Consider the following 13,486-nt stretch of genomic DNA (forward strand, 5'->3'; position numbering starts at 1 on the left):
TGAGTTGCGATGCTTGAGATTTCGATTCTGTTGCCGGCGATCCTGAACGGCCTGACCATTGGTGCGATCTATGCCCTGATCGCGCTGGGCCTGACCCTGATCTATGGCGTGCTGCATATCATCAATTTCGCCCATGGCAGCCTGCTGATGCTGGCGCTCTATGGCGTGTTTTTCCTGCATTCAGCCTTTGGCATCGATCCCTATCTGGCGCTGCCGGTTGCCGCCATCGCGCTGTTTGCGGTCGGGTATGGCCTGCAGCGGTTTGTCATTGGCCGCGCCAGTCATGGCAAGGATGAGAATATCCTGCTGGTGACGCTGGGTCTTTCGGTGGTGATCGAGAATCTGGCGCTGTATCTCTGGCGCTCGGATACCCGCACGATCGAGACGCCATATTCATTCGAGGTGCTGGATTTCGGCATAGCCTTCATCCCGGTCCCCAAGGCCGTGGCCTTTGTTGGCGCATTGGTGGTGGCGGCCCTGCTGTGGCTGCTGATGGCCCGCACAGACCTCGGGCGCGCTATCCGCGCCCTGGCCAAGGAGCGGCAGGGCGCGCGGCTGATCGGCATCAATGTCGATCATATCTTTGCCATGTCATTTGGCATCGGCTGTGCCTGCCTCGGCGTTGCCGCCTGCCTGCTGCTGCCGAGTTTCTACGTCAGCCCGCAGGTCGGCCATGCTTTTGTGCTGGTCGCCTTCACGGTGGTGGTGCTGGGTGGCATGGGCAGTTTTGTCGGCGCATTGGTTGGCGGCCTAATCATCGGTGTCACCGAGAGCCTGGGTGGCCTGTTCCTCGGTGAAAGCCTGGGGCAGCTCGGCATTTTCCTGATCTTCATCATCGTGCTGCTGTTCCGGCCCACCGGCCTGCTGGGCCAGAGGGCCTGATCCGATGCGCAATCTTGCTGCTATTTTCCTCTTTACACTTGTCCTGCTGCCGCTGCCGCTGCTGGTGAAATCGGATTTCTGGATCACCTGGCTCACGCTTGCGCTGTTCTATGCCTATCTCGGCCAGGCCTGGAACCTGCTCGGCGGCTATGGCGGGCAGTTCAGCTTTGGCCATGCGCTGTTCTTCGGCACCGGTGCCTATTGTACGGCGGTGCTGCAGATTCACCTCGGCTTCAATGCCTGGGCTGGTTTTGCGCTGGCCGCCGTCGCCGCGGGCGCAGTGGGGGCGGGCACCGGCTGGCTGGTTTTCCGCTATGGCCTGCGGGGCTCGTATTTCGCACTCGTGACGCTCGCCTTCGCCGAGGTGTTTCGCATTCTCGCCAATACCTTTGCCTTCACGGGCGCCGGTGTCGGCCTGCTGGTGCCGCTGCAGCCGGGGATCGCGCAAATGCAATTCGCCGGCAAGGCGGGCTTCTTCTGGCTGCTGCTCGTCCTGGTCATGCTCGCGCTGCTGTTCACTTGGCGGCTGGAGAATTCCCGCTTTGGCGCCCGGCTGATGGCGGTGCGCGAGAACGAGGATGCGGCGCGGGCACTGGGTGTCGATCCGTTTTCCACCAAGCTGGCTGCCATCGTGGCCTCAGGCGCCATCGCCGGCTCTGCGGGCGCGATCTATGTGCAGCTGTTCCTCTATATCGATCCCAATATCGCCTTTGGGCCCGGCATGTCGGTCGAGGCCCTGCTGGTGCCGATCATCGGTGGCCTGGGCACCATCTTCGGTCCCGTGCTGGGCGCCTTTGCCTTGCATGCCATTGCCGAGATCGGCCGCATGGCCTTCGGCGAGGCACCGGGCCTCAATCTGGTGCTTTACGGCCTCCTGCTGATCGTCATGGTATTGTTCCTGCCGAACGGCCTGTTCGGCCTTGGCAAGGTCAGCTTCGGCAAAAATGTCCTGCGTCGTCTGTTCAAGCGGGGCGCCCATGCTTGAGGTCCGGAATCTCAGCAAGCGCTTTGGTGGCCTGGTTGCCACCAACGATGTCAGCTTCACGGTCGCAGCCGGCAGCATCTCGGCGCTGATCGGTCCGAACGGTGCCGGCAAGACCACGATCTTCGCCCAGATTTCCGGCTTTCATCAGCCCGATGGCGGCGAGATAACCTTTGCCGGCCAGTCGCTGATCGGCCTTGCACCGGAGCGCATCTGCCTGCTTGGCGTCACCCGCACCTTCCAGATCGTGCAGCCCTTTGCCGGCCTGAATGTGCGCGAAAATATTGCTGTCGGCGCGCATCTGCACCGCGCCGGACGCCGCGAGGCCCTGGCTCACGCCGAACTGGTGGCCCAGCGTGTGGGGCTCGGCAGCCAGCTCGACAAGCCGGCGGCAGCGCTCACCATTGCCGGCCGCAAGCGGCTGGAACTGGCCAAGGCGCTGGCCACCGATCCGAAACTGATCCTGCTGGATGAAGTGATGGCCGGTCTTAACCCGTCCGAAATCGATGAGATCATTCCGGTGATCCGCGGCATCCGCGACGGCGGGGTCACGATCCTGCTGATCGAGCATGTGATGCGTGCGGTGATGAACCTGTCTGACCATGCCTGGGTGCTGAACAACGGCAGCCTGATCGCCAGCGGCACGCCGGCACAGATCGCCGCCGATCCGCAGGTGATCGAAGCCTATCTCGGCCATGGTGCCGCCGCTCGTATGGCGGCACAAAAGCAGGAGGTTCACCATGCTTGAGGTGAGCAGTCTGCATGCCGGGTATGGCGAAGTCGATGTGCTCCGTGGAATCGATCTTGATGTCGGGAAGGGCGAAATCGTCGCGTTGCTCGGCGCCAATGGCGTCGGGAAATCGACGCTGAACAACAATTTGTCCGGCCTGTATCGTCCCAAGGCCGGCCGTATCCGCTTCATGGGCGCAGATATTGCGGGCGTTGCTTCCGATCGTATTGTCGCCGCGGGCCTAATCCAGGTTCCCGAAGGCCGTCGGGTGTTCCCGAATCTCAGTGTGCAGGAAAATCTCGAACTCGGCAGTTATCGTCGCGGCCGCAGCAATCGCGCCACCAATATCGAGCGCGTTTACGCTGTCTTCCCGCGCCTGAAGGAACGCATCAGCCAGTTTGCCGGCACGCTGTCAGGCGGTGAGCAGCAGATGCTGGCGATTGGTCGGGGTCTGATGGCCGAGCCGGAACTGCTGATCCTGGACGAACCTTCACTCGGCCTCTCGCCGCTGCTGGTGGAAGAGATGTTCACCCTGATCGGCAGGTTGAATGCCGAAGGCCTGTCGATTCTACTGGTTGAGCAGAATGTCGTGCAGTCACTGGCCATTGCCCATCGCGCTTTCGTGCTCGAGCATGGCCGCATCGCGCTCAGCGGCCCGGCCGCCGATCTGATCAATGATCCGGGGCTCAAAGCCTCGTATCTGGGGATTTGACCATGGCGCATCCCATGACATTGGCTGAGAAGCTGGTGGCGCGCGCTGCCGGCGTCGCCAGCGTGCGACCGGGTGAGGTCATCACGGCGAAAGTCGATCTCGCCATGATGCATGATTCCGGCGGACCCCGGCGCGTGGCCCCGATGCTGGAACGGTTGCAGGCAAAAATCTGGGATCCGGACAAGGTGGTGGTGATCTCGGATCACTATGTCCCTGCGGTCGACGCCGAAAGTGCAGGGATTCTCGATCTTACGCGCAAATGGGTGAAGGCGGCGGGCGTCAGCCGGTTCCACGACATGCAGGGTATCTGTCATGTGGTGCTGCCCGAGCGCGGCCATCTGAAGCCCGGCATGTTCGTGGTCGGCGGCGACAGTCACTCGCCCACCGGCGGTGCCTTCGGTACCTACATGTTCGGAGTCGGAGCCACCGAGATGTGCGGTGTGCTGGTCACTGGAGAAATCTGGCTGCGCGTGCCGCAAACCATTCTGCTGCAGTGGTACGGCAAGCTTGGCAAGGGCGTTGTGGCCAAGGACATGATCCTCGCCATGTGTGCCAGGCTCGGCATGGATGGCGGGCAATATCAGGCGATCCAGTATGCCGGGGACACCATTGGTGGGTTGGCGATGCAGGAACGCATGACGCTCAGCAACATGGCTGCTGAACTGGGCGCCCAGGCCGGCCTGATTGCACCGGATGCGGTGACGCGCGACTATCTGCTGCAGGCTGGCGTGCCGGCAGCAGAGATCGAGATCGATGCCTGGCAGGCGGATGCCGGTGCCGCTGTGGCCGAGCAGCATGATTTCGACGCGGCGACACTGTCGCCCATGGTGGCGGCGCCGCACAGCCCCTCCAACAGCGCGCCGGTCTCCGATCATGGCAAGGTCGTTGTCGATCAGGCCTATATCGGCGCCTGCACCGGCGCCAAGATCAATGACCTGCGCATGGCGGCAGCCGTGCTGAAAGGCCGCAAGGTGGCATCGGGCACGCGGCTGCTGATCGCGCCAGCCTCGACACGCACCACTGCTGAAGCTGCGGCAGACGGAACGCTTGCCACCCTGACCGAAGCCGGCGCTATCCTGCTGTCGTCCGGCTGCGGCGCCTGCGCTGGCTATGGCGCGGGTGTGCTGGCCGAGAACGAAATCTGCATCGCTTCCACGGCGCGCAATTTCAAAGGCCGCATGGGTGCGGGATCTTCCAAAGTCTATCTCGGTTCGCCCTATACCGTGGCGGCGGCAGCCGTGGCCGGCGTCATTACCGATCCGCGGGAGTTCCTGGCATGAGCGCGCTGATCAAGGGCCGGGTCTGGAAATTCGGCGACAACATCGACACCGATGTGCTCGCGCCGGGCCTGTATATGAAGGGCTCACTGGCCGAACTGGCGCGGCATTGCCTGGAGGCGGTCGAGCCGCGCTTCGCCAAAGAGGTGAAACCCGGCGATATCGTGGTTGGCGGGCGCAATTTCGGCATGGGCTCATCACGCGAGCAGGCGGTGATGGCCCTGCGCGAACTTGGCGTGGGTGCGGTTCTGGCGCCCAGCTTTGCCGGCATCTTCTATCGCAATGCCCTGAATCTCGGTCTGCTGGCGCTGGTCTGTCCGCAGGCCGGGGCGATTCCCGCCGATGCGGAGCTTGTGGTCGATGCCGCCGCCGCGCAGGCGCAGGATGCGAAGACGGCTGCGGTTTATGCCTGCGACGGGATCCCGCCGCATCTGCTGCAGATGATCGACGATGGCGGCCTACTGCCCCATCTGGAAAAGAAACTGAGTACATCCCATAAAAAGGAGGCGCGCGCATGAGCCTGTTGCGCGAACGTCTGCAAAACGGCGATATCGTCGTGGCGCCTGGAATTTATGATGGCCTGAGCGCGCTGATTGCCGCCCAGGCCGGGTTTGAAGCGCTGTATCTCTCCGGCGCCAGCATCGCCTATACCCGCTTCGGTCGTTCCGATATCGGCCTGGTCTCGATGACCGAGGTGGCTGATACGCTGGGTGCGATCTGCGAACGGGTCGAGAATCCGATCATCGTCGATGCCGATACCGGTTTTGGCAATGCACTGAACGTGCAGCGCACGGTCAAGCTGTTCGAGCGCAATGGCGCCGCGGCCATCCAGCTGGAAGATCAGGCGACGCCGAAGCGCTGCGGGCATCTGGATGGCAAGACCCTGGTTTCGGCGGGCGAAATGGTCGGCAAGATCAAGGCGGCACTGGATGCCCGCCAGTCGGATGACACGCTGATTGTTGCGCGCACCGATGCGATTGCGGTTGAAGGCTTCGCCGCCGCCATGGAGCGTGCGAGCCGTTACATGGAAGCCGGTTGCGATATCCTGTTCATCGAGGCGCCGCAGAGTGTGGACGAGATGCGCAGCATCACCAGCCGTTTCGGCAATCGTGTGCCGCTGCTCGCCAATATGGTCGAAGGCGGTAAGACGCCGATCCTGTCGGCATCAGAGCTGAAAGAGATCGGTTACCGCATTGCCATCTTCCCGGGCGGCCTGACCCGGGCGCTGGCGCATTGCATGACCGCCTATTTCGCTTCCCTGCAGCAGCACGGCACCACCACGCCTTTCCGCGACCGCATGCTGGATTTCAATGCGCTGAACGCACTGATCGGCACGCCGGAACTGCTGAAGCGAGGCCGTAGCTACGATGCTGCCCATTTCGAGGACCAGGCATGATTGATCCCATCACCCTTGCCGTGCTGAAGGGCCGGCTCGAACAGGTTGCCGACGAGATGGACGCCACGCTGTTCCGTTCCGCCTTCAACCCGATCATCGCCGAGGCACATGACGCCAGCCACGGCCTCTATCATGCCACGACCGGCGAAACCCTGGTGCAGGGCAAGTCGGGCCTGCCGATCTTCGTTGGTGCCATGGCCTTTGCCGTGAAGGCCGTGATCGACAAGGCGGCGCGCGACGGCAACCTGGCCGATGGCGATGTCTATATCTTCAATGATCCCTATGATGGCGGCACGCATTTAAGCGACTTCAAGCTGGTGCGGCCGTTTTTCCGCGACGGCAAGGTGTTCTGCTATCTGGCATCCGTTGGCCATTGGCATGATGTCGGCGGCAATGTCCCGGGCAACTACAACCCGGTTGCCACCGAGTGTTTCCAGGAAGGCATGGTGATCCCGCCGGTGAAGCTCTACACCGCCGGTGCGTTGCGCCAGGATGTGGTGGATATCCTGCGGGCCAATACCCGCCTGCCCGACAGCCTCTATGGCGACCTGAATGGCCAGGTCAATGCGCTCGATCTCGGTGCAAAGCGGCTGCATGCCCTGCTGGATGAATATGGCGACGGCACGGTGGAGGCGGCTCTGGTGGAGCTGAAGAAGCGCGCGGCGCTGCAGTTCCGCAGCCTGCTGCGCGATCTGCCCGACGGACGCTATGCGGCGGAAGACTTCCTCGACAATGACGGTATCCGCGATGTGGCCTTGCGGATCGGCCTAGAGGTTGTGATCGAAGGCGAAAGCCTGACGCTGGATTTCTCGCGCACTTCGCCGGCCTGTGCCGGTCCGGTGAACATCGCGCGCTCCACGGCCATTGCCGCTTGCTATGTGGCGATCAAGCATATCTTCCCCGACGTGCCGGCCAATTCGGGCGTGCTGGAGCCGGTGAAATTCATCATTCCGGAAACCAGCCTGATCAGCGTGCGAGCCCCCAAGCCGGTGGGCGGCTATACCGAGACGATCTTGCGCATTATCGACGTGATCTTTTCGGCTTTTGCCCAGATCGCGCCCGACCGGGTCAATGGCTGCGCCTATGGCACGATCAATGCGCTGTCGCTGGCGGGGCATCGCAAGGATGGCCGGCGCTGGGTGATGTTCAGCTTCTTCGGTGGCGGCCATGGCGGCCACCCGCAGGGCGATGGGCTCAATCACGGCAATGCACCGATTTCGATGGCGACGATCCCGCCGCTGGAGATTCTCGAAGCTGCCTATCCGGTGATGTTCACCGAATGGAGCCTGCGGCCGGACAGCGGCGGCGCGGGACGCAATCGTGGCGGCCTTGGTGCCGTCTACGAAATCGAACTGCTGGAAGAAGAGGCGGACCTCTTCCTGTTTGGCGAGCGCGGCAAATATGCCCCGCCCGGTGTGTTGGGCGGTAAGCCTGCCCTGCGCAACCGTTTTGTCTATCCGAAGGATGGCAAGGGCGTGGAGCCGCCGATGGTGTCCAAGCTCCATGATGTCACACTGAAAAAAGGCGACCGCATCCGGCTGGAGACGCCTGGCGGCGGCGGCTATGGCCCGGCGGCTGAACGCACAGCCGAACGGATCAATGAAGACCTACGGCTCGGTTACATTACTGAAGAGGGTGCGACCCGTGATTACGGCCGGAAAGCCAAGGAGGCCGCGGAATGACTGACCAGACCACAATCCCGCGCTTCGCGGTTGGCGTCGATGTCGGCGGCACCTTTACGGATGTGTTTTTCCTCGATGAGGCAAACGGTCGGATCGATATCGCCAAGGTACCGTCCACACGTGGCGACCAGGCCACCGGTTTTATCGAAGGCCTGCGATCGAAGACCGAGCCGAAGCAGATTGCCACGGTGGTGCATGGCACCACGGTAGGCACCAATGCCCTGTTGGAACGCAAGGGGGCCCGCACCGGCATCATCACCACCCGCGGCTTCCGCGATGTGCTGGAAATGCGTCGGCGTGATCGGCCGTCCACCTGGGGCCTCTGGGGCCAGTTCATGCCCGTGGTGCCGCGCGACCTGCGCCTGGAAGTGGGCGAACGCGTGCTGGCCGATGGCAGCATCCGCCAGGCAGTCGATCCGGAAGAGGTGAAAAAAGCAGCACAGGCGCTGCTGGCACTGGGGGCGGAATCCGTTGCCATCGTCTTTGTGAATGCCTACGCCAACCCCGAGAACGAACGTGTTGCACTCGCAGCGCTTAAGCAGGTCTGGCCCAATGCCTATGTGACGGCATCCTCCGATATCCTGCCGGAAATCCGTGAATTCGAGCGCACCTCGACAGCCGCCTTGAATGCCTATCTGCAGCCGCCGGTGGGCAGCTATCTGCGCAAGCTGGAAGATCGCCTGCGCGGCGACGGATTTGGCGGGCAATTGCTGATCGTGCAGTCCAATGGCGGCGTGATGAGCATCGACAGTGCGGCCAATCGCCCGGTGCGCACGGCGCTGTCCGGCCCCGCGGCCGGCGTGATCGCCTGTCAGCATATTGCCGTGGCAGCCGGCTATCCCAATGTCGTGACCTGCGACATGGGTGGCACCAGCTTTGACGTTTCGCTGATTGCCGATGGCGAGCCGGCGATGAGTGCGCAGACCGCCATCGATTTCGGCATGGTGGTGCGCGCGCCGATGATCGAGATCACCACGATCGGCGCCGGCGGCGGCTCGATTGCCTGGATCGATCGCGGCGGTATCCTGCAGATTGGGCCGGAAAGTGCCGGTTCTGATCCGGGCCCGGTGGCCTATGGCCTGGGCAATGATCGGCCGACCGTGACCGATGCCAATGTGGTGATGGGCCGTATCGATGCCGAACGTCCGATCGGCGGCAAGCTGAAACGGCTTGATGTCGAAGCCGCCAAGGCTGCCATCGCCAAGCATATTGCTGAACCGCTTGGCCTGGATGTTATGGCAGCAGCGGAAGCCATCATCAAGGTGGCGAATTCCCGCATGGCCGGCGCGATCCGGCTGGTCTCGATTGAACGCGGGCACAATCCGCGCGACTTCGCTGCCATGCCCTTTGGCGGCGGCGGCGCTTTGCATGTTGGTGCCCTGATCAAGGAAGTGGGCCTGGCATCCGCGCTGGTGCCGCGCTTCCCCGGCGTGACCTCGGCGCTCGGCTGCGTGATCGCCGACATGCGACATGATTTTGTTCGCACGGTCAATCGCACGCTGGAAGAGTTGGATACCGCCATGCTCGATGGCGCCATCGCCGCGGCGGCAGGCGAGGGAACGCGACTGCTCGATCAGGCCGGCATCGCCTTTGAGGGCCGCGCAACCAGTGTCGAACTCGATATGTCCTATCTCGGCCAGACGCATACGGTTGCCGTGCCGCTGGAGGGCGATTTTGCCAGCGGCAAGATCAGGCTGTCGCATGATGGCATCAAGGCGGCTTTTGAAACCGCCTATGCCGCCACCTTTGGCCGTGTGCTGGACAAGATCGGCATCCGCGTACTCAATCTGCGTGTGGCAGCCATCGGTCGACGCAAGAAATTCGACCTCGCCCTGCTGGCCCCACCGGAGGGCGGCAGTGTCGAGGCGGCCAAGCGTACCACGCGCAAGGTCTGGCTCGATGGGGCCTGGCATGAGGCTGGCATTTATCGCCGGCTGGAGCTGCCGCTCGGCGCCGTGGTGCCAGGGCCGGCGATCCTGGAACAGTCGGATACCACCATCCTGATCGAACCCGACCTGCAGGGCGAGGTCGACAAATTCGGTAACCTGATCGTTCGCCGGAAAGCTGCATGACCGCGACACTTGATCTCAAATATACCGCGCTGCTGATCGTCGATCTTCAGAATGATTTTCTGCACGCCGATGGCGCCTATGCCCGTGGCAAGGCGACCCTGCCGGGGGCTGCGACCCTGATCGCCAATATGAAGGCGGTGGTCGATGCCATGCGTGCGAAAGGCGGCTGGATCATCTCGACGCAGTTCACGCTGATTCCCGGCCGTGGCGGCGAGCCGCTGATCAGTCCGCATCTGAAGCAGTTGCGGCCCTTCCTGCGCAAGGGCGACTTCCAGCCCGGTGGCTGGGGCCACAGCCTGATCGATGATCTGGCGCCGGCGGATTTCGTGGTCGAGAAGGTGGCTTATTCGGCTTTCTACATGAGCCGGCTTGAGTTTGTGTTGCGCAAGCTGGGGGTCGAGACCCTGCTGATCGGCGGTATTGTCACCAATGGTGGCGTTGCCAGCACGCTCCGTGATGCGCATGTGCGCGATTTCCATCCGATGCTGCTGACCGATGGTTGTGCGGCCTTCTCGAAGGAGGCCCATGACGCCAGCATCGCCTCGCTCGGCACCGTGGCGCCGAAGCTGACCTGTGCCGAAGCGGCCAGCCTGATCCGCGCCGCATGACCCGGGTCCTGCCGTCCGCCGGGATCGACTTCCCGCTCAGTGTGCCGGTGCTGGTGATCGGGGCCGGCGCCTGTGGCCTGACGGCAGCGCTGGCCGCGCGCGATGCCGGGGCCGATGTGCTGGTTCTGGAGCGGGATCCGTCGCCCAGCGGCTCGACCGCCATGTCATCGGGCATGATTCCCGCTGCCGGTACGGCACTGCAGGCGGCCCGCGGTGTCGAGGATACGCCGCAGATCATGGCCGCCGATGTGCAGGCCAAAGCCCATGGCGAGAACGATCCGGTCATGGTCGAGGCGATCTGTGCAGCCTCCGGCCCCACGGTCGACTGGCTGGTGCAGAAACATCATGTGCCGCTGACACTGGTTGAAGGCTTCCTGTATCCTGGCCACAGCAAGCCGCGCATGCATGCGCCGGCCTCGCGGAGCGGCGCCGATCTGGTGGCTGGGCTGCTGGCAGCAGCCAATGCCGCCGGTATCGATATCGTCTGCGATGCCACGGTCACCACGCTGTATGCCGATGCCGAGGGCCGCTTGCGCGGCGTATTGCTCAATCGCCCCGATGGCTCGAGTGAGCAGATCGGCTGTGAGGCCTTGGTGCTGGCCTGCTCTGGCTTCGGCGGCAATGCCGATCTGGTCAGCCGCTACATCCCTGAACTTACGGGCGCGCAGTATTACGGCCATACCGGAAACCGCGGTGATGCGCTGGTCTGGGGTGAAGCGTTGGGGGCAGGTGTGAAGAATCTTGGTGCCTATCAGGGCCATGGCTCGGTGGCGATGCCGCATGCCATCCTGATCACTTGGGCCCTGATGATGGAAGGCGGCTTCCAGGTCAATGCTGAGGGCCAGCGGTTTTCCTGCGAACATGATGGCTATTCCGAACAGGCAATGCGCGTGATTGCGCAGCCCGGTGGTGTGGCTTGGAATATCTACGACGAGCGCCTGCACAAGCTCGGCCTCGATTTCGAGGACTATCGCGAGGCTGTGAATGGCGGGGCCGTGAAAACCGCCGACAGTATTCAGGCACTGGCGGGCCTCTGCGGTCTGCCGGCGGATACGCTGGCTGCAACCCTTGCAGAAGCCACCGCGCTGGTGGCGGGGCAGGGGCAAGACCGCTTCGGCCGCGACTTCACCGGCAAGCCGGCGCTGACAGCGCCCTTCTATGCGGTGAAGGTGACTGGCGCCCTGTTCCATACCCAGGGCGGCCTGACAGTGGATACCGAGGCCCGCGTTCTGCGACAGGACGGCAAACCGATGCGCAATCTCTTTGCCGGTGGCGGCGCCGCCTGCGGCATTTCGGGTCGTGGCCGCGATGGCTATCTGTCGGGCAATGGTCTGTTGGCCGCGACCGTGCTGGGCGCCAAGGCCGGCCGTAGTGCTGCAGCACTGGTGAAACAGGGAGGCTGATATGCCGGTTATCCGCGTCACGCTGATCGAAGGCTATGACGATGAGGTGCGCGGACGATTGCTGGAAGGCTACAGCCAGGTGACCCGCACCGTGCTGGAGGCGGTCCCAGACGGTATCACCACCTTCATCGAAGAGGTGAAGCAGACCAGCTACCGCCGTGGCAACCAGCCGAAATTCCCGAAGGCACCGCCGCCAGCGCCGGAGCGCATCGTGCGCGAATTTCTCGGGGCGATGGAGCGCCGCGATCTGGCTGCGGCGCGGGACTTCCTGGCGGAAGGATTTTCGATGGTGTTTCCAGGCGGCGTTCGCTTCACGCAAATTGCGGAGCTGATTGCCTGGGCGGCGCCGCGCTATCGCCGCGTCGCCAAGGTCTATTCAGGCTTCGATACCGTGCCGGGCATGGAAACCGCGACGGTCTATTGCCATGGCATGCTGGAAGGCGAATGGCCCGACGGACGGGCCTTCAGCGGCATCCGCTTCATCGATCGGTTCACGGTTGGTGGCGGCAAGCTGCTGGACCAGCAGGTCTGGAACGATTTGGCGGAAATACGCGCTCAGACCGGTGCCGTATTGGCAACGCCCCAATAAGCCCCATCCTTGTGCACCATGCTGCGATAGGCGCGGGGCGCCACGCCATAGCGTTCACGGAAGCTGCGGCTGAAATGCGTCGATGAGTTGAAGCCCCAGGCAAAGGCGATGTCGGTGATCGACTGCTGCAGCAGGGCCGGATTGGCCAGATCCTGGCGGATGCGGTCCAGGCGGCAATTCCAGATATGGCTGTTCAGCGTCTCGTCTTCGAGCGCGAACAGCTTGTGCAGGTTCCGCTTGGAGCAGCCGACAGCCATGGCGATGCGATCCAGCGACAGCATCGGATCCTGCAGATTGGCCATAATGAAGGCTTTGACCCGGTCGCGCGTGGTCTCGCGCATGGCCGCATCGGTCTGAATACCCATCTGGTCCAGCACAGCCAGGCGGACCAGATTGGCGATAGTATCGGCAAATTCGGCACCGCCGTGTGGGCCGGCCAGCGCCGGCAGTTCGGCGAAAGCCGATGACAGCAGGTCGAATACCAGCCGGCCGACGCCGTGGCGGCCGGAAAAGCGGTGCACCGCCGTATCATCCAGATTGAGACCCAGCCGGGTCAGGCGGTCGCGCGGCAGCAAAACGGCGAGCTGGTTGATCGGCTCGGGGTTGGAAACGATGTAGGTGCGCGTGGTGTCATACATGCTCCATTCGCCGGGCGTCAGCACCAGCTTGCGGCCATTCTGTTCGAATCGGCCGGCGCCTTCGATCTGGGCGACGATTTTCACATAGCCGCGATCGTCATTGAGAATCTGATTTGGCGTGCGCACCACGCGATGGCGGCTGGCGATGATGCGGCACAGCTTGAGGCCGCCGATATCGCCGAGTTCCAGCCGGCCATCGAAACGGCTGTCGCCATAGGTGTCGGACTGCAGATGGCCGATATGGCGCCCGACGAAATCACCCCACAGGGCCAGCCGCTCGGCCGGCGCCACTTGCGAGGTGGAGACCACCGCAATCGCGCTCACTTATCCTCCCCTTCGTTGGGCTCCCAACTATTCCAGTCTAGCTGCGAACCCAGGCCAGGTTAAGCGGAAAGCGGCATCGTTTTTGTGCCTATGGATTTGCATGATTGCGTTGCAATACAGGCACTTTTTGCGCTGCAAAATAGCATGCGTATGCGGAATGATGTTCACTCTGGGATAAGTCGGGGTTCCCT

Annotated in this window: 13 protein-coding genes; 12 read left to right on the forward strand and 1 reads right to left on the reverse strand. The window is 63.0% G+C overall.

What is annotated here, in order from left to right:
- Nucleotides 1-9: 9 nt before the first annotated feature.
- Genes AAG821_RS17145 through AAG821_RS17200 form a run of 12 tightly spaced genes read left to right on the forward strand, consistent with a single transcriptional unit; the run spans nucleotide 10 to nucleotide 12,333 of the window.
- A complete protein-coding gene (locus tag AAG821_RS17145) occupies nucleotides 10-882 on the forward strand; it encodes a branched-chain amino acid ABC transporter permease (RefSeq protein ID WP_341911061.1) in 873 nt (290 codons plus the stop codon).
- A gap of 4 nt (nucleotides 883-886) precedes the next feature.
- Complete coding sequence (locus tag AAG821_RS17150; protein ID WP_341911063.1) at nucleotides 887-1,867, forward strand: branched-chain amino acid ABC transporter permease; 981 nt, start codon at nucleotides 887-889, stop codon at nucleotides 1,865-1,867.
- A complete protein-coding gene (locus AAG821_RS17155) occupies nucleotides 1,860-2,612 on the forward strand; it encodes an ABC transporter ATP-binding protein (protein WP_341911065.1) in 753 nt (250 codons plus the stop codon). The genes AAG821_RS17150 and AAG821_RS17155 overlap by 8 nt, the downstream gene beginning before the upstream one ends.
- Nucleotides 2,605-3,306, forward strand: a complete 702-nt coding sequence (locus AAG821_RS17160) for an ABC transporter ATP-binding protein (protein WP_341911066.1) — start codon at nucleotides 2,605-2,607, stop codon at nucleotides 3,304-3,306. The genes AAG821_RS17155 and AAG821_RS17160 overlap by 8 nt, the downstream gene beginning before the upstream one ends.
- Before the next feature lie 2 nt (nucleotides 3,307-3,308).
- The gene (locus AAG821_RS17165) at nucleotides 3,309-4,586 is read left to right on the forward strand and encodes a 3-isopropylmalate dehydratase large subunit (RefSeq protein WP_341911068.1); all 1,278 of its coding nucleotides are present in this window, start codon (nucleotides 3,309-3,311) and stop codon (nucleotides 4,584-4,586) included.
- Complete coding sequence (locus tag AAG821_RS17170; RefSeq protein WP_341911070.1) at nucleotides 4,583-5,101, forward strand: 3-isopropylmalate dehydratase; 519 nt, start codon at nucleotides 4,583-4,585, stop codon at nucleotides 5,099-5,101. The genes AAG821_RS17165 and AAG821_RS17170 overlap by 4 nt, the downstream gene beginning before the upstream one ends.
- Nucleotides 5,098-5,979, forward strand: a complete 882-nt coding sequence (locus AAG821_RS17175; protein ID WP_341911072.1) for an isocitrate lyase/PEP mutase family protein — start codon at nucleotides 5,098-5,100, stop codon at nucleotides 5,977-5,979. Before AAG821_RS17170 ends, AAG821_RS17175 begins: the two co-directional genes overlap by 4 nt.
- On the forward strand, nucleotides 5,976-7,661 hold the full coding sequence (locus AAG821_RS17180) for a hydantoinase B/oxoprolinase family protein (protein WP_341911074.1): 1,686 nt from the start codon (nucleotides 5,976-5,978) through the stop codon (nucleotides 7,659-7,661). Before AAG821_RS17175 ends, AAG821_RS17180 begins: the two co-directional genes overlap by 4 nt.
- Nucleotides 7,658-9,733, forward strand: a complete 2,076-nt coding sequence (locus AAG821_RS17185; protein ID WP_341916358.1) for a hydantoinase/oxoprolinase family protein — start codon at nucleotides 7,658-7,660, stop codon at nucleotides 9,731-9,733. The genes AAG821_RS17180 and AAG821_RS17185 overlap by 4 nt, the downstream gene beginning before the upstream one ends.
- Complete coding sequence (locus tag AAG821_RS17190; RefSeq protein ID WP_341911078.1) at nucleotides 9,730-10,341, forward strand: isochorismatase family cysteine hydrolase; 612 nt, start codon at nucleotides 9,730-9,732, stop codon at nucleotides 10,339-10,341. Before AAG821_RS17185 ends, AAG821_RS17190 begins: the two co-directional genes overlap by 4 nt.
- Nucleotides 10,338-11,744 carry an FAD-dependent oxidoreductase gene (locus tag AAG821_RS17195; protein WP_341911080.1) on the forward strand — a complete coding sequence of 469 codons (1,407 nt, stop codon included), beginning with the start codon at nucleotides 10,338-10,340 and terminating at the stop codon, nucleotides 11,742-11,744. The genes AAG821_RS17190 and AAG821_RS17195 overlap by 4 nt, the downstream gene beginning before the upstream one ends.
- A gap of 1 nt (nucleotide 11,745) precedes the next feature.
- Entirely contained in the window at nucleotides 11,746-12,333 is a 588-nt protein-coding gene (locus AAG821_RS17200; protein ID WP_341911082.1) for a DUF4440 domain-containing protein, read from the forward strand.
- Here AAG821_RS17200 and AAG821_RS17205 read toward each other — a convergent pair.
- Nucleotides 12,300-13,295, reverse strand: a complete 996-nt coding sequence (locus AAG821_RS17205) for a helix-turn-helix domain-containing protein (protein ID WP_341911084.1) — start codon at nucleotides 13,293-13,295, stop codon at nucleotides 12,300-12,302. The genes AAG821_RS17200 and AAG821_RS17205 overlap by 34 nt on opposite strands.
- Nucleotides 13,296-13,486: the final 191 nt, after the last annotated feature.

Origin of the sequence: Ferrovibrio terrae (assembly GCF_943372915.1) — a bacterium.
Taxonomy (GTDB): Bacteria; Pseudomonadota; Alphaproteobacteria; order Ferrovibrionales; family Ferrovibrionaceae; genus Ferrovibrio; species Ferrovibrio terrae_A.